Source organism: Austwickia chelonae NBRC 105200 (assembly GCF_000298175.1).
GTDB lineage: Bacteria > Actinomycetota > Actinomycetes > Actinomycetales > Dermatophilaceae > Austwickia > Austwickia chelonae.
In genome coordinates, this window is record NZ_BAGZ01000008.1 from 561,173 (window position 1) to 575,966 (window position 14,794).

General features: G+C 68.5%; 14 protein-coding genes. 6 read left to right on the top strand and 8 right to left on the bottom strand.

Annotation, left to right across the window (positions count from 1 at the left end):
- Window positions 1-18: 18 nt before the first annotated feature.
- Window positions 19-1,416 (bottom strand): dihydrolipoyl dehydrogenase, encoded by a 1,398-nt coding sequence (lpdA, locus tag AUCHE_RS09210; RefSeq protein ID WP_006503027.1) that lies wholly within the window; start codon window positions 1,414-1,416, stop codon window positions 19-21.
- 296 nt (window positions 1,417-1,712) lie between these two features.
- Here lpdA and AUCHE_RS09215 point away from each other — a divergent pair, with 296 nt between their 5' ends.
- On the top strand, window positions 1,713-2,369 hold the full coding sequence (locus tag AUCHE_RS09215) for an ABC-2 transporter permease (protein ID WP_006503028.1): 657 nt from the start codon (window positions 1,713-1,715) through the stop codon (window positions 2,367-2,369).
- On the opposite strand, the gene AUCHE_RS17745 is transcribed toward AUCHE_RS09215, so the two are convergent.
- From AUCHE_RS17745 to AUCHE_RS09230, 4 genes are all read right to left on the bottom strand, one after another.
- Window positions 2,363-2,494: a hypothetical protein gene (locus AUCHE_RS17745; RefSeq protein ID WP_281242624.1), complete on the bottom strand. Its 132-nt coding sequence runs from the start codon at window positions 2,492-2,494 to the stop codon at window positions 2,363-2,365. The two genes, AUCHE_RS09215 and AUCHE_RS17745, sit on opposite strands and share 7 nt — an antisense overlap.
- On the bottom strand, window positions 2,494-3,354 hold the full coding sequence (locus AUCHE_RS09220) for an ABC transporter ATP-binding protein (RefSeq protein WP_006503029.1): 861 nt from the start codon (window positions 3,352-3,354) through the stop codon (window positions 2,494-2,496). Before AUCHE_RS09220 ends, AUCHE_RS17745 begins: the two co-directional genes overlap by 1 nt.
- Window positions 3,351-3,743, bottom strand: coding sequence for a GntR family transcriptional regulator (locus AUCHE_RS09225; RefSeq protein WP_006503030.1), 393 nt, complete (start codon window positions 3,741-3,743; stop codon window positions 3,351-3,353). The genes AUCHE_RS09220 and AUCHE_RS09225 overlap by 4 nt, the downstream gene beginning before the upstream one ends.
- A 103-nt stretch (window positions 3,744-3,846) precedes the next feature.
- Complete coding sequence (locus AUCHE_RS09230) at window positions 3,847-4,500, bottom strand: GNAT family N-acetyltransferase (protein ID WP_006503031.1); 654 nt, start codon at window positions 4,498-4,500, stop codon at window positions 3,847-3,849.
- A 113-nt stretch (window positions 4,501-4,613) separates the two neighbouring features.
- Here AUCHE_RS09230 and AUCHE_RS09235 point away from each other — a divergent pair, with 113 nt between their 5' ends.
- From AUCHE_RS09235 to AUCHE_RS09245, 3 genes are all read left to right on the top strand, one after another.
- A complete protein-coding gene (locus AUCHE_RS09235; RefSeq protein WP_006503032.1) occupies window positions 4,614-5,669 on the top strand; it encodes a MaoC family dehydratase in 1,056 nt (351 codons plus the stop codon).
- Between the two features lie 139 nt (window positions 5,670-5,808).
- Window positions 5,809-6,654, top strand: a complete 846-nt coding sequence (locus AUCHE_RS09240; RefSeq protein ID WP_006503033.1) for a PHP domain-containing protein — start codon at window positions 5,809-5,811, stop codon at window positions 6,652-6,654.
- Window positions 6,651-7,262: a MarC family protein gene (locus AUCHE_RS09245; RefSeq protein WP_006503034.1), complete on the top strand. Its 612-nt coding sequence runs from the start codon at window positions 6,651-6,653 to the stop codon at window positions 7,260-7,262. Before AUCHE_RS09240 ends, AUCHE_RS09245 begins: the two co-directional genes overlap by 4 nt.
- Before the next feature lie 60 nt (window positions 7,263-7,322).
- On the opposite strand, the gene AUCHE_RS09250 is transcribed toward AUCHE_RS09245, so the two are convergent.
- The 3 genes from AUCHE_RS09250 to AUCHE_RS09260 form a co-directional block, all read right to left on the bottom strand.
- The gene (locus AUCHE_RS09250; protein WP_006503035.1) at window positions 7,323-8,864 is read right to left on the bottom strand and encodes a DEAD/DEAH box helicase; all 1,542 of its coding nucleotides are present in this window, start codon (window positions 8,862-8,864) and stop codon (window positions 7,323-7,325) included.
- Between the two features lie 379 nt (window positions 8,865-9,243).
- Window positions 9,244-9,468 (bottom strand): DUF3107 domain-containing protein, encoded by a 225-nt coding sequence (locus AUCHE_RS09255; RefSeq protein ID WP_006503036.1) that lies wholly within the window; start codon window positions 9,466-9,468, stop codon window positions 9,244-9,246.
- Between the two features lie 28 nt (window positions 9,469-9,496).
- The gene (locus tag AUCHE_RS09260; RefSeq protein WP_006503037.1) at window positions 9,497-10,150 is read right to left on the bottom strand and encodes a TetR/AcrR family transcriptional regulator; all 654 of its coding nucleotides are present in this window, start codon (window positions 10,148-10,150) and stop codon (window positions 9,497-9,499) included.
- A 73-nt stretch (window positions 10,151-10,223) separates the two neighbouring features.
- Between AUCHE_RS09260 and moeB the strand changes: the two genes are divergently transcribed.
- Together moeB and AUCHE_RS09270 are read left to right on the top strand one after the other, a co-directional pair.
- Window positions 10,224-11,519 carry a molybdopterin-synthase adenylyltransferase MoeB gene (gene moeB, locus AUCHE_RS09265; protein ID WP_006503038.1) on the top strand — a complete coding sequence of 432 codons (1,296 nt, stop codon included), beginning with the start codon at window positions 10,224-10,226 and terminating at the stop codon, window positions 11,517-11,519.
- A 115-nt stretch (window positions 11,520-11,634) separates the two neighbouring features.
- Window positions 11,635-14,793, top strand: coding sequence for an ATP-dependent helicase (locus tag AUCHE_RS09270; protein WP_006503039.1), 3,159 nt, complete (start codon window positions 11,635-11,637; stop codon window positions 14,791-14,793).
- Window position 14,794: the final 1 nt, after the last annotated feature.

Below are 14,794 nucleotides of genomic sequence, written 5' to 3' on the forward strand. Positions count from 1 at the left end.
CGCGTGGTGCGTCGTCGATCAGAAGTTGATCATGTGTCCGCTGATGCCGTGCATGGCCTCCTTGAGAGCCTCACCCAGGGTCGGGTGGGCGAAGACCGTGCGGCTCACCTCGTCGGCGGTCAGATCCCACTGCTTGGCGACATTGGCGGCCGGGAGCAGCTCGGTGACATCGGGTCCGATCATGTGGACACCGAGGATCTCGTTGTACTTGGCGTCGGCGACGACCTTCACGAAACCGGCGGCTTCGCCCAGGCCCTGGGCCTTGCCGTTGGCGGCGAACGGGAAGGACGCGGTCTTCACCTCGTGGCCGGCGTCCTTCGCCTGCTGCTCGGAGAGCCCCATCGAAGCGATCTGCGGGTGGCAGTAGGTGGCCCGGGGGATGTTGGCGTAGTCGACCGGCATGGTCTCCGCGCCGGCGATGGTCTCTGCGGCGACGATGCCCATGGCCTCGGCGACGTGGGCGAGCATCATCTTCGCGGTGACATCGCCGATGGCGTAGACATTCGGCACGGAGGTGCGGCAGAAGTCGTCGACCTTGATCGCGCCGCGTTCGGTCAGCTCGACGCCGGTGTTCTCCAGCCCGTAGCCCTGGGTGCGCGGGGCGAAGCCGATGGCGGAGAGCAGACGGTCGGCCTCCAGGACGGTGCTCTCGCCGCCGGCGGCCGGGGTGACGGTGACCTTCACGCCGGAGCCGGTGTCCTCGACGGAGTCGACCTTGGTGCCGACCATGACCTTCACGCCGAGTTTCTTGTAGTGCTTCAGGAGTTCCTTGGACACGTCGGCGTCCTCGGTGGGGACCATGCGGTCCAGGAATTCCACGATCGTCACATCGACGCCGAAGTTGGCCATCACGTAAGCGAATTCAACGCCGATGGCGCCGGATCCGGCGATGATGATCGAGGAGGGGAGGTTCTCGTCGAGGATCTGCTCCTCGTAGGTCACGACATTCTTGCTGACCTCGACGCCCGGGAGCATCCGGGTGACTGCGCCGGCGGCGATGATCAGGTTGTCGAAGCTGATCGACTTCGTCTCGCCGTTGTTCAGCGCCACGTCCATCGAGTTGGTCCCGGTGAGGGTGCCCCAGCCGTCGATCTCGGTGATCTTGTTCTTCTTCATGAGGAAGTGGACGCCTTTGACGATGCCCGCACTGACCTGGCGGGACCGTTTGTGTGTCGGGCCGAAGGACATCGTGGCGTCGCCCTCGATGCCGTACTTGGCCTTCTCGTGGGTCAGCGTGTGCGCCAGCTCGGCGTTCTTGAGCAGGGCCTTGCTGGGGATGCAGCCCACGTTGAGGCAGACCCCGCCCCAGTACTTCTTCTCCACCACGGCGACACTCTTGCCGAGCTGTGCTGCCCGGATCGCCGCCACATATCCACCCGGGCCGGCGCCCAGGACCACCACATCGAAGTCAGCCATGGGGATAAGCCTATCCGGGACTTTCAGCACTGTCGGTCACGGTGTCGTGGTGCTGCTCCTGGGAGGGGCCGTCCGGTGTCCATGCGTAGGCCCTAGGCCTCGTCGTCCGTGTTCAGCAGCGGCTTGCCTCCCGATCGCGCCCAACTGTATATATCGTCCATGTACAGTAGGTTCAAAGAGGGTGCGCTCCTCGCCCGGAACGACATCCACCGATCTGCACACTCTGCTCGATATGTCCGAACCTCCTTCCTGGGGTGGCCCGGACATCCACCCGTCAGCCCGGAAGGCGACCTGCCATGTCTGACACGCCCCCGCTCACCTCTGAATCGCCCACACTCTCCATGCTGCGCATGGACCTGCTGAGGGTGTACTCGGATCGACGACAGATCGGTGCGCTTCTCATATGCGCCCTCGGCTCAGGAATGGCCTTCGGTGCCCAACAGGGCATGCTGTTCCTCTTCATCATGGGAATGATGGCCCTCCTGTCGCTCTTCCGGGCGGACGAGACGGCCAGGATTTCTCTGCTGTGCGACGAGCTCCCCCTGAAACGCTGCGAGGTCGTCCACGCGCGCTATCTGCTCATCCTCGTCCTCCTGGCCTCTCTGGCAGGCGTGGGCAACCTGTTGGCCGTCGTGGATTCCGTCCGTGGCCGCTCGTCGCTGGACGAAGCCCTCGTCGGGGTGGCAGGGCACATCGGGGCCCTCGCCGTGGTGCAGTCCTTCCTCGTGCCGGTGATAGTGCGATACGGCGTGCAGAGGGCGAATCTCTTTCTCTTCACGGTGTGCGGAGCCGCCCTTGGCGTGCTCGTCGTCGTAGGTACTCGGATGACGTCGTCGCTGCCGTTGAGCGGGCCCCCTCCCGAGGCGACATGGCTTGCACCGGTGGCAGTCGCCGCATCGTGGTGGGCGTCCTACCGGATCACGATGCGGCTCTACGAGCATCAGGATCATTGAGCTGTCGACCAGCGGACGGTGGTGGTGTTTCCCGGCGCCATCACGGCCAGTGCGAACGCCATCGGGACGACGGCGTGCAGGACGCACATGTCCAGCAGGGACAGGGGCAGAGCAGGGTCGGACATCAGTCGTCCACCCAGGTGTCATCAGCTGTCAGGTGGACGACCAGGTCGTCGAACGAAGGCTGCTCCGCGACGACCGTGCCCTTCAGGTGCACGGTGTCCTCCGTGGACATGAGCCCGGACCAGCCGACGGAATGTTCACGCAATCCGTGGATCAGGTCGCGGAGTCGGTCGGGCAACTCGCCGACGCCCCCGCGCACCATGCGGAAGGACTCCAACACGTCGACGGTGTCCCCGGCGACGACCACCCGCCCGCCGGAGAAGACGACCAGTCGGTCGGCGATGCGCTCCAGGTCCCCGGTGATGTGGGTGGAGAAGAGCACGGCATGGTCCTCGTCCAGCATGAACGCAGAGAGTTCGTCGAGGAGTTCGGAGCGTCCGACCGGGTCGATCCCGCTGGTGGGTTCGTCCAGGATCAGCAGCTGGGCGTCATGGCTGAGCGCGACGGCCACCTGCAGACGCATGCTCATTCCCCGGCTGAGGTCCTTCACCTGCGCGGAGGGCTTCAAGCCGGCCCACTCGGACAACCGGGTGAAGGTGTCCCGTCGCCAATGCGGGTAGAAAGGAGCCAGCGCGCGCTCCACGTCGGCGACGGTCCACGTCGGCAGGTACGGGGGAGAGTCCAGTACGACGCCGACTCGTCGTTTGTCGATCAGGTGGGTGCTGCCGCTGTCCGGGCGGACGGCTCCGAGGGCGCACTTGATGGCGGTGGTCTTTCCTGCCCCATTGGCGCCGATCAGCCCGACGACCTGCCCTGCCTGGACCTCCAGGTCCACGGACTGCAGGGCGAAGGAGCCGAAGCTTTTGCTGACCTGCCGCAGCGACAGCAATGGGCCGTCGGGAGATGTCCGGTCAGTGCTCATCGGAGATCCTTCGCAGAATGGATGGCTGCGTCGAGCAGGCTATGCAGTTCGGTGGGGGAGAGGCCTGCTCGGGACGCTTGCCGGACGCCGTCGAGGAAATGGCGGTGTACGAGATCGCGGACGTGGGCCTGGAGTGCTGCGGTGTCGACGTCGAGGACGTAGCTGCCTTTGCCCGGGACATTGGTGATCAGACCGAGTGCGGCCAGATCGCTGTAGGCGCGAGTGGTGGTGATCACACTGACCTGTAGGTCCTTGGCCAGGCCGCGGATGGAGGGCAGAGGGTGGCCCGGGGCGAGCTGCCCGGCCAGGATCGCCGCCTGGATCTGTTCCCGGATCTGCTCGTAGATGGGCTGTCCGGTGGTGTTGGAGAGCGTGATGCTGAGCGTCATATCGACCCCTACTTTTACTGTCCATATGCACTATAGACAGTAAAAGTAGGGACGCCCACACGACACCCCTGCCGACCGCCGAAAAAACTCCCCACCCGCCGGATCACCGGCTCCGCAGCGACTCCTCCACCCCAGGCGCACCCTGCACGCCCCGCCGAGGCGGACGCCACATGCCCACCGCCTCCTGATCGCCCAGCGGATTCGGCACCGGCCCCATCTCCACGAAACCCCACCGCTCGTACAGGAGCGCACTGCGCGGAGTCGTCGCCTCCAGATACGCCGGAGCACCCTCGGCATCCGCCCGGGACAGCCCATGCCGCAACAACGCCGTCCCCACCCCGTGGCCGCGCGCATCGACAGCCGCGCCGACCACATACAGATACCAATGGGGAAAAGTGGGATGCCTGCTTGCACAGGCACGTTCACTGCGCAACGCAGCCGGGAGACAGCGACCCAACGCCAGCGCCGAGGCCGGCAGAGCACGTAACCCGGCCCACCACGACGACCCCCATGCCCCCGGCTCGGCCCACAACGAGGCCCCCACCAGCCTGCCACCGGCGTCCGTCAGCACGTCCACCGCACCCTCACGCGCGAAGACCTCCTCGATCTGCTGGGCGAACATCCTCGCCAACCTGGCCGCCGGATCACCCGAACCCCGCACCACCGGGCCCAAACTCGGATCGTCACAGAATGCCTGCCCCAGAAGCGCAGCCACCGCCGGATACTCCGAGACACCCGCCGCACGCACATCGCTCATGACCGTCATCCTCCCGCTCCACGCCCCCGGACGAAGCCACCCCGGACCGGAGTGAGCAGAGCCACGTGCCCTACCGCACGAAGCCGCGCACCCGGTCCGGCAGGATGCGAGCCATGAGCGCGAAGGTGACGAGCGGCAACTACTTCGAGGACTTCGAGATCGGGCAACGCCTGCGCCACGCCACCCCACGCACCGTGAGCGACGGCGACGTGGCGTTCTACCAGGCGCTCTACGGCTCACGATTCGCCACGACCAGCAGCGCCACCTTCGCCGCCGCCTGTGGCCAGGAACGGCTGCCCGTCGACTCCCTGCTGGTCTTCCACATCGTCTTCGGCAAGACCGTGCCCGACGTATCGATCAACGCGGTGGCCAACCTCGGCTATGCGGGCGGCGTCTTCGGCGCGCCCGTCTACCCCGGCGACACCCTGACGACCACGTCCGAGGTCGAAGGACTCAAGGAGAACTCCAACGGCAGGACCGGCGTCGTCTACGTGCACTCCACCGGCGTCAACCAGCGCGACGAGGTCGTGCTCGACTACCACCGCTGGGTCATGGTCAACAAGCGCGACCACTCCTCACCGGCACCGGAGACCGTGCTGCCGTCGCTGCCCGACGCCGTACCCGTCGAATCCCTCCACGTCCCCTGGCAGATCGCGAAGGGGACGTACGACACCGAACTGGCCGGCTCACCGTACCTCTGGGACGACTACGAGGTCGGCGAGCGCATCGACCACGTCGACGGCAACACCATCGAGGAAGCCGACCACATGATGGCCACCCGCCTCTACCAGAACACCGCCAAGGTCCACTTCAACCAGCACACCGAGGGACAGGGACGCAACGGGCGACGGATCGTCTACGGCGGCAACATCATCTCCCTGGCGCGGGCGTTGAGCTTCAACGGCCTCGGCAATGCGCTGTCCGTCGCGGCGATCAACGCCGGATCGCACACCAATCCCACCTTCGCCGGACACACCGTCTACGCCTGGTCGGAGGTGCTCGACCGCATGGCGATCCCCGGACGAGACGACATCGGGGCGCTCCGGCTGCGCACCGTCGCGACCAAGGACCGGGCCTGCGCGGACTTCCCCTACCAGGGGGAGGACGGCAAATGCCTCCCCGAGGTCACACTCGACTTCGACTACACGGTGTTCATGCCACGCCGGTGACGGCCCACCGCCGCCGCCCACCGGAGGACAAGCCCCTCCTCACCACGGAACAGCTCCCCGACACACGACCCGGCCCGGACGAACAGCCCAACCACCAGCCTGACCTGACCGAACAGACCGATCCCATACGCTGGAAAACGTGCTCATCGACCTCCACGCCCACAGCCAGGCCAGCGACGGCAGCGACACCCCCGGCGAACTCGTCGCACAAGCCCACGCCTGCGGACTGGACGTCGTCGCCATCACCGACCACGACACCACCGACGGATGGGACGAAGCCGCCACCGCCGCCCACACCCACGGCATCACCCTCGTCCGAGGCATCGAACTCACCTGCACCAGCGGAGACACCACCGTCCACCTGCTCGGCTACCTCCACGACCCCACCGACCAGGCGATGCTGACCGAGATCGCCCGGGCCCGCACCAGCCGGGAACGCCGCGCCGAGACCATCACCGCCGCGCTCGCCGCCGACCTGACCCTCACCTACGAGGACGTCCTCGCCCAGGTCGCCCCCGGAGCGACCGTCGGACGCCCCCATATCGCCGACGCACTCGTGGCCAGAGGACATGTCGTCGACCGAGCCGAAGCTTTCGCCCGGTACCTGCACGACGGATCGCCCTACTACCGGCCGCACTACTCGCCCGACGTCTTCGACGGACTCCGGCTGATCCTCGCCGCGAAAGGCATCCCCGTCATCGCGCACCCCTTTGCCGCCCGTCGCGGGCGGATCCTCGACGAGCGGACCCTCGCCGACCTGGCCGACGCCGGACTCGTCGGAATCGAAGCCCACCACCTCGACCACACCCCGGCACAGACCCGCCAGGCCCTGGAGACCGCAGCCCGACACCGCCTCGTCGTCACCGGCTCCAGCGACTACCACGGCACCGGAAAAACCCACCGACTCGCCGACCGCACCACCGACCCCGGACAGTTCCGGGCTCTCCTGGACCGGGAGACCGCCACCGAGGTGATCGGGCCGTGAACGTCATCGACGGCGCCGTCTTCGGCTCCGTGTTCATCAGCCTGCTGGTCATCCTCGACCCGCCGGGCGCGCTGCCCGTCTTCATCAGTCTGACCAAGTCCTACACCCGCCAGGAGCGACTTCTCGTCGCGGCCAGGGCCGCCGGGGTCGCCTTCGGGCTGCTGCTCACCTTCGCGCTGATCGGCAAGGAGATCCTCGACTACCTGAAGATCTCGGTGCCTGCCCTGCAGATCTCCGGAGGGCTGCTGCTGCTGATCATCGGCCTGGAACTCCTCATGGGCAAGGAGGCCGATCCCACCGAGATCGGACGTACCCATGTCGCGCTCGTCCCCCTGGCCGTCCCGCTCTTCGCCGGGCCCGGAGTCATCGTCACCATCATGGTGTCCATGCAGCGGGCGACCACCGCAGGACAGCGCGGCGCGATCATCCTCGCCCTGGCTGCCGCGATGGCTGTGGTCTACCTGTCGATGCGTTATGCCGGGGCCATCCACCGGGTGCTCCGTGAAGGCGGGACGATCCTGGTCAGCCGGATCGCCGGACTGCTGTGCTCGGCGATCGCAGTACAGATGATGGCCGACGGGGTGATCGGCTTCGTCCGGCTCGTCTGAACGACAGGCCGACGACGAACGGGCCGCCCGATCTCCCGGACGGCCCGCACGCTCACCTGTTCACTCGCTCTTCGGCACGGCGGCACCGCCACCGCGGGTGCGACGCCGCCGACGCGCCGGCCGCGAAGCCTGCCCCTCACCTGCTGAGGAGGACGACTTCCCCGCGGAATCCCCACTGCGTCGACGACCCCCGCCGGAGGAACGGCCCGGCCCTGCGCCACGACGCCCGGACCTGCCGCCGGTCTCGCCCAGGTCCTCCAACTCCTCGGCGGCCAGACCGACCCGGACCCGAGCTGCCTTGGGCAGGCGCCCGGTAGCGGATGGGTCGATCGCCAGATCGGAGTAGAGGTGCTCACTGCTGGAGTAGGTTTCGATGGGCTCGGTGATCCCCAGGTCCAAGGCTTTGTTGATGAGACTCCACCGGGGGAAGTCGTCCCAGTCGACCAGAGTGATCGCGATGCCGGTCTGTCCGGCGCGTCCGGTGCGCCCGGTGCGGTGGAGGTAGGTCTTCTCGTCCTCGGGGCACTGGTAGTTCACGACGTGGGTGACATTCTCGACGTCGATCCCGCGGGCGGCGACATCAGTGGCGACGAGGACGTCCACCTTGCCCTTGCGGAAAGCACGCATCGCCTGCTCCCGGGCGCCCTGACCGAGGTCGCCGTGCAAGGACGCGGCGGCGAATCCGCGATCGGTCAGCTCGTCCGCGACCTTCGCCGCAGTGCGCTTGGTGCGGGTGAAGACGATGGTGAGCCCGCGACCCTTGGCCTGCAGGATCCGACTGAGCATCTCCGTCTTGTCCATCGCATGCGCCCGGTAGATGAACTGCTCGATGGCCTGCACCGTGTGACTGTCGTCGCCGGTGGTCATGGCTCGGATATGCGTCGGCTGGGTCATGTACCGGCGGGCCAGAGCCACGACGGCCCCAGGCATCGTGGCGGAGAAGAGCATCGTCTGCCGGGAGGTCGGCGTCTCACCGAGGATGCGTTCCACATCGGGCAGGAAGCCCAGGTCGAGCATCTCGTCGGCCTCGTCCAACACCACCGTGCGGATCGAGTGCAGGTTCAGATGCCGCTGCTGGTTCAGGTCGATGAGCCGCCCCGGTGTGCCGACCACGACCTCGACCCCGCGGGTCAACGCGGTGATCTGAGGTTCGAAGGCCCGACCACCGTAGATGCACTCCACGCGGATACCCCGTCGTTTGCCGGCCCGGGTGAGATCTGCGGCGACCTGGACGGCCAGCTCACGGGTGGGTACCACGACCAGGGCTTGCGGACGGTTCGGGTAGTCGAGATCGGCGTACCCCGGGTCCTGGGGGGCGACGACCTTGTTCAGCAGAGGGACACCGAAGCCGAGAGTCTTGCCGGTCCCGGTCTTCGCCTGACCGATGATGTCGTGGCCGCCGAGGGCCACCGGGAGGGTCATCGCCTGGATGGGGAAAGGGGCGACGATGCCGTGCTCGGCGAGAGCGTCGGCGATCTCAGGGTGAATACCGAAGCTGGCGAAGGTTGTTCCCGGAGCGATCTCCGGGGCACTGTCCGCATCGATCGTCGGCAGGTCATGATCGACGTCGGTGTGCAGGTCAGCAGCAGTTCTCGTGTTCATATCGTCTCTCGATCGGGTCCGCCGCAAAGACCTCTGGACGTGTCCCGTCGTCGGATATGAACGGGGACACCGGGAGACTGGGCGGACGTACCTGAGCCGATCGGAGGTTTTCAGCGATGGCTCGCGCTCTCCCCGCGCGGGCAAATGTTTCGGGCCGATCGGGCACACATCAGTGCCTCCATGGTAGGGGCAGCACACCCAAAACCCCTACCGGACCTGTTCATGGCGTATCTCAGGGCAGGGGAGGGCCACGCCGAAGCCTTCCCCCGGGGAAGGTGACCGCCGGTGGGAACCATCAGGCAGACTCGTGGAAGAACCACCGGCCGGACACGAACCGGGAGCGCCTCCCCGTGAGAGACGCCCCCGGTATGTCGTCGGCTCAGATCTTCCCGAAACCGACTCCGGCCTTGCGCGGGGCCCCGATCTCGACATAACCGATGTTCGAACCCGGGACGACCACCACGCCGCCCTTTGTGTCGAGCAGACGCAGCACGGTGCCCGTCCCGGTGGCCTTCACCACCTGGGCCTCGACCTCCTCAGGGGTCATATCGCTCTCGAAGGCCACCTCACGGCTGCAGTGCTGGACGCCGATACGGATCTCCACAGTGTCTTTCCTTTCCTCGGTACGTAGCTCAGTGTTCGACGAAGAAACCGTCCACCTCGGCGGACGTGCGGGGCAACCGTTTCACCCCGGTGAAGGCCAAGGCTGCGACCAGGCGAGCGGCGTGCACACGAGGGATCTGCTGTCCCTCCTCCTGCCACAACCGCGCCGACTGCTGGGCCATACCGACCATCGCCGTGGCCAACAGGCGAGCCTCGGCGTCGGAGAAATCGGTGTTGACCTGCATCAACGGGGCAACGGCTTCGGCGATCGCATATTCCACCGACTCGAGGCGCTCCCGGACGGAAGGGTCGTTCACCAGGTCGGACTCGAAGACCAGACGGTAAGGAGTGCGATCACGGGACACGAACTCGAAATAGGCCTCGATGGTCGCCACGACCCGTTCCGCGAGGGTAGGAGCCTCGGCCAAGGCGCTCAGCACGGTGTCGGTGAGCTGCTCGTTGGCATCGTCGAGCAGCGCCAGGTACAACTCCATCTTCCCAGGAAAATGCTGGTAGAGGACAGGTTTGCTGACCCCGGCCCGTTCGGCGATCTCGTCCATCGCCGCCGCGTGATAACCCGAGCTGACGAAGACGTCCTGGGCGGCTTCCAACAGCTGGGCACGCCGCTCCTGACGGGACAGACGACCGCCACGTGACAAGGGTGCGTCTCCGTCGTAGATCATCAAGCCGCTCCTCGGGGTCCTCGTGGGCCGGTCACTCACGGTGGCGAACATCCTAGCCAGGTAGCCTCACGACATGCAGACCTCGTCGAGCAGCGACCCCGTGTCGGCCGGCCCGGCCGCAGGCCACGAACCCCCTGTCGAGAGCGCCGTCGCCCGTCCGGCGACCGGGACGACCGCCGGACTGGACGGCCCCGAACGCGAACGGTACGCGCGCCACCTCCTCCTGCCCGGTGTCGGAACCCAGGGGCAACTACGACTGCGCGGGGCACGCGTACTCGTGGTGGGCGCAGGAGGCCTGGGCAGCCCCGTGCTGACCTATCTCGCCGCTGCCGGAGTGGGCACGCTCGGCGTCGTCGACGACGACCGGGTCGACCCGTCCAACCTGCAACGGCAGGTACTGCACGGAACCCCGGACATCGGACGCCCCAAGGTCGACTCGGCCCGCGACCGGATCGCCGCACTGAATCCGCACGTCCGCGTCGAGACACACCCCGCACGGTTGACCGCCCACGTCGCGGAGCAACTCCTCCGCAGCTACGACGTCGTGGTCGACGCCACCGACAACTTCCCCACCCGGTACCTCCTCGCGGACGCCGCCGTCCTCACCGGGACCCCCCTGGTCTGGGGCGCGATCTCCCGCTTCGACGGGCAGGTCAGCGTGTGGTGGCCCGGCAGAGGACCCTGCTACCGGTGCGTCTTCCCCGAACCACCCGCGCCGGGGCTGGTGCCCTCCTGCGCCGAAGGCGGCGTCCTGGGCGTCCTCCCCGGCGTCGTCGGGACCCTCCAGGCCACCGAGGTCATCAAGATCCTGCTGGACATCGGGGAACCCTTGGTCGGGCGGATGCTCGTCTACGACGCGCTGACCGCCACCGTTGAGACGCTGCCCCTGCGCCGCCACCCCCGATGCCCGCTCTGCTCCGCCGACGCCCGGCCGGTCACCCTGACCGACCTGGCCGCCGGATGCACCCACCCGACGGACCCGGAACGGCGGACGGAGCGCACCCCCACGGCTCCCACGGACGGCGACAGATCCAGGACCGCCGGCGAGATCGACCCGCAGACCGCAGCCACCTGGCTCACCGGAGGCCACCCGCCCCTCGTGGTCGACGTCCGGGAAGCCGCCGAACGGGAGATCGTCCGACTGCCCGTCGACGAGGAACTGTGGATCCCACTGGGAGACCTGCACCGGGACGCCCGCCTCCCCGGGATCGACCACGACCGGGAGATCCTCGTGTACTGCCGATCGGGAATGCGCTCCGCCGAAGCCCTCACCCTGCTCCGGGACGCCGGCTACCACCGCGCGACCCACCTGTCCGGAGGAATCCTGCGCTGGCGCGCACAGATCGACCCGGGCCTGCCAGGCTACTGACCCGCCAACCGAACCGTCGACAGCGAGCCCGTACCGTCCACGCCGACCGACGCCCTGGCGCAACCGCCCGGCGACGGCCGCGACCGCTGTCCCCGGCAGATGGTGAAATCAGGACATGGTCCAGCTGCACCGCCCCGCGCACCCCGGACACACCCGCATCCGACCTGCGACAGATCCTTCCCAGCAGGCCGCCGCCGCACACCGCGGCGGCACCGCCGCCGTCCTGGGCGCCGCCGGAACCGGCAAGACCACCACCGCAGAAGCCGCCGTCCTCTCCCGGATCGACGAAGGGCACTCGGCCGACCACTGCCTCGTCCTCGCCCACTCACGCACCGCGGCCGCACAGCTGCGCGAACGTATCTCCGCCGCAGCCGGGCTCACCTCCACCACACCCACCGCACGGACCATCGCCTCCCTGGCCTTCGCCGTACTGCGCGCCCACGCCGTCGCCCACGGCGCACCACCTCCCCGCCTGCTCAGCGGACCCGAACAGGACGCCGTCCTCCGCGAACTCCTCGCCGGCCACGCCCAAGGGATCGGCACCGACCCGGGCTGGCCCACCGAACTCACCGAAGCACTCACCACCCGCGGCTTCCGCACCGAACTGCGCGACCTGCTCATGCGCGCCGCCGAAGGAGGCCTCGGACCCGACGGTCTCGCCGAACTCGGCCGACGCCACCACCGCCCAGAATGGGTCGCCGCTGCCCGGGTCGCCGACGAATACGACCACGTCACCGCACTCTCCCAAGCCGGGGCCTTCGACCCCGCAGCACTCCTGACCACCGCCGTGGACGTCCTCGACCACGACCCGGCACTCATCGACACCCTCCTGCCCGGCCTCCGTGCCGTCATCGTCGACGACGCCCACGAACTCACCCCGCCCGGCGCCCGACTCCTGACCACCCTGACCCGCAGAGGCGTCGACCTGCTCCTGATCGGCGACCCCGACGCCGGGACCGAAGGCTTCCGCGGCGGCGACCCACGACTGTTCCTCGACCTCGTCGGCGACGGCCCCCGCTACATCCTGGGCTGCCGCTGGCGCCAGACCTCCGAACTCGCCACGATCACCCACCGGGTCACCACCCGGATCGGAGCGGTCGGTGGCACCGCGCACCGCCGCCCCACCAGCCCCCACCACACCCCGGAACACGGGCGCGCCGAGGTCCTCCTGGCCCATTCGGCAGCCCAGGAGGCCAGACTCGTCGCCGAAGAACTCCGCCGGGCGCACCTCCTGGACGGTGTGCCCTGGTCACAGATGGCCGTCCTGGTCCGTGGCTCGGGACGCACCGCCACACTACGCCGAGTCCTGACCTCCACACGGATCCCCGTCGTCGTCCCCGGCGCCCACATCCCCCTGGCCGAAGAAGCACCGGTCGCCGCGATACTGACCCTGCTGCGGATCTGCCTGGCCGAGGCCCAGGGCGACGACGGCTACCGCGCCCAACAGGTCGTCGACCTGCTCTCCTCGCCCCTGGGCGGGATGGACGCCGTCGCCCTCAGACGATTGCGCCGCCGCCTCCGCTCCCAGGAAATCCGCACCGGCCGAGGCCGCCCCACCGACGAAGCCCTCGTCCGGGGAATCCTCGGCGACGGAACCCTGGACGGAGCCGGCCCAGACGGGGAATCGGCACGCCGCCTCGCCCGAGCCCTCGCCGCCGGACGGGAAGCTGCCGCACGCACCTCCGACGGCTGGGCGCCGGGGGTCACCGCCGAAACCGTTCTCTGGGCACTCTGGCAGGGCCTCGACCTGGCCGACACCTGGCGTTCGACAGCCTTGGACGGCGGCCCCGCCGGAGCCCGCGCCGACCGCGACCTCGACGCCATGGTCGCCTTGTTCGGCTCCGCAGCCACCTACGTGGACCGACTCCCGGGTCGAGGACCGGACGGTTTCCTCGAACACATCACCGGTCAGGACGTCGCCGGGGACATGCTCACCGACCGGGCGCCCAGTGACGACGCCGTCCACCTGACCACCCCCGCCGGGGCCGCCGGCCAGGAATGGGACCTCGTCGCGATCTGCGGAGTCCAGGAAGGGGTCTGGCCCGACCTGCGGATCCGCGGCTCCGTCCTGGGATCCCAACAGCTTTCCGACCTCCTCTCCGGGCGACCGACAGGGCACCGCCAGGCCCTGGCCGCAGTTAGATACGACGAGACCCGGCTCTTCCACGTGGCGGTCAGCCGCGCGCGCCGCCGCCTGCTGGTCACTGCGGTGAGCAATGAGGAGGAGCAGCCGTCGGGATTCGTGGACCTGGTCGATCCGGTTCCGGCCGGTGACCTGCGGGGGCGGGAGGTCACCGCGGTCCGGGAGAGCACCACTCCGGCCGGCGTGGTGGCCCGGTTGCGCAGGGAACTGGCTCGGGCGACGGCGCCGGAGGAGGCGGCTGCGGTCGCCCGGCGGTTGATCCTGCTGGCTGCGGAAGGTTTCCAGGGCGCCGACCCGGCGCAGTGGTGGGCGTTGACCGAGCTGAGCGACGACCGGGAGCGGCGCCCTCCGGAGGCCACGGTCCAGGTATCGCCCTCCCGGGTGGAGGCCTTCGGGGAGTGTGGGCTGCGCTGGCTGTTGACCACGGCCGGGGGAGATCGCCCCCGGACCGGCGGTGCCGATGCGGTCGGTTCGCTCGTCCATGACATCGCCGCCGAGTCGGACAACACCGACGCCGCGGCGATGCAGGCCGAGTTGGACCGGCGTTGGCCTGAGCTGGGCCTGCCTCCGGGGTGGATCAGCGAGCGTCGACGGGTGCAGGCGCGGGACATGCTCGGGCGTCTGGCGGGCTACCAGGTCGCTGCGGAGAAAGCAGGCTGGCATATCGCCGGATGCGAGTTGGCCGGTCGGATCACGGTGGGACGGGCCGAGGTCCGTGGCAGGGTCGATCGGATCGAATGTTCCCCGGACGGCGGATTGCGCATCGTCGATCTGAAGACCGGGGCGGCGAAGAGACGCCAGGACGATCTGCCGAGGCTGCCTCAGCTGGGGGTTTATCAGGTGTTGGTCGAGGAAGGCGCTTTCGACGAGGCGGTGGGCGTCGCGGAGGGCGAGGGGCCGAGCCGTTCGGCGGGGGCTGCGCTCCTGCAGATCGGCAGCGGGGCCCGGGCCGTCCTGCAGGAGCAGCCTCCGCTGCAGGAGGACGAGGATCCTTCGTGGGCGCATCGCCTGCTCGACGAGAGCGCGCAGGGGATGGCAGCGGCCCACTATCGTGCCTGCGTGGGTAGTTGGTGTCGGTCCTGCCCGGTGCGGGGGAGTTGCCCGGTGAGCGGCGACGGGGAGGTCGTCTGAG

What these genes read in the sequence shown, in the direction of transcription:
- AUCHE_RS09250 (WP_006503035.1), bottom strand. Translation starts at nt 8,864, where the DNA reads ATGAACACGAGAACTGCTGCTGACCTGCACACCGACGTCGATCATGAC.
- AUCHE_RS17745 (WP_281242624.1), bottom strand. Translation starts at nt 2,494, where the DNA reads ATGTCCGACCCTGCTCTGCCCCTGTCCCTGCTGGACATGTGCGTCCTG.
- AUCHE_RS09270 (WP_006503039.1), top strand. Translation starts at nt 11,635, where the DNA reads ATGGTCCAGCTGCACCGCCCCGCGCACCCCGGACACACCCGCATCCGA.
- moeB (WP_006503038.1), top strand. Translation starts at nt 10,224, where the DNA reads ATGCAGACCTCGTCGAGCAGCGACCCCGTGTCGGCCGGCCCGGCCGCA.
- lpdA (WP_006503027.1), bottom strand. Translation starts at nt 1,416, where the DNA reads ATGGCTGACTTCGATGTGGTGGTCCTGGGCGCCGGCCCGGGTGGATAT.
- AUCHE_RS09215 (WP_006503028.1), top strand. Translation starts at nt 1,713, where the DNA reads ATGTCTGACACGCCCCCGCTCACCTCTGAATCGCCCACACTCTCCATG.
- AUCHE_RS09235 (WP_006503032.1), top strand. Translation starts at nt 4,614, where the DNA reads ATGAGCGCGAAGGTGACGAGCGGCAACTACTTCGAGGACTTCGAGATC.
- AUCHE_RS09230 (WP_006503031.1), bottom strand. Translation starts at nt 4,500, where the DNA reads ATGAGCGATGTGCGTGCGGCGGGTGTCTCGGAGTATCCGGCGGTGGCT.
- AUCHE_RS09260 (WP_006503037.1), bottom strand. Translation starts at nt 10,150, where the DNA reads ATGATCTACGACGGAGACGCACCCTTGTCACGTGGCGGTCGTCTGTCC.
- AUCHE_RS09220 (WP_006503029.1), bottom strand. Translation starts at nt 3,354, where the DNA reads ATGAGCACTGACCGGACATCTCCCGACGGCCCATTGCTGTCGCTGCGG.
- AUCHE_RS09225 (WP_006503030.1), bottom strand. Translation starts at nt 3,743, where the DNA reads ATGACGCTCAGCATCACGCTCTCCAACACCACCGGACAGCCCATCTAC.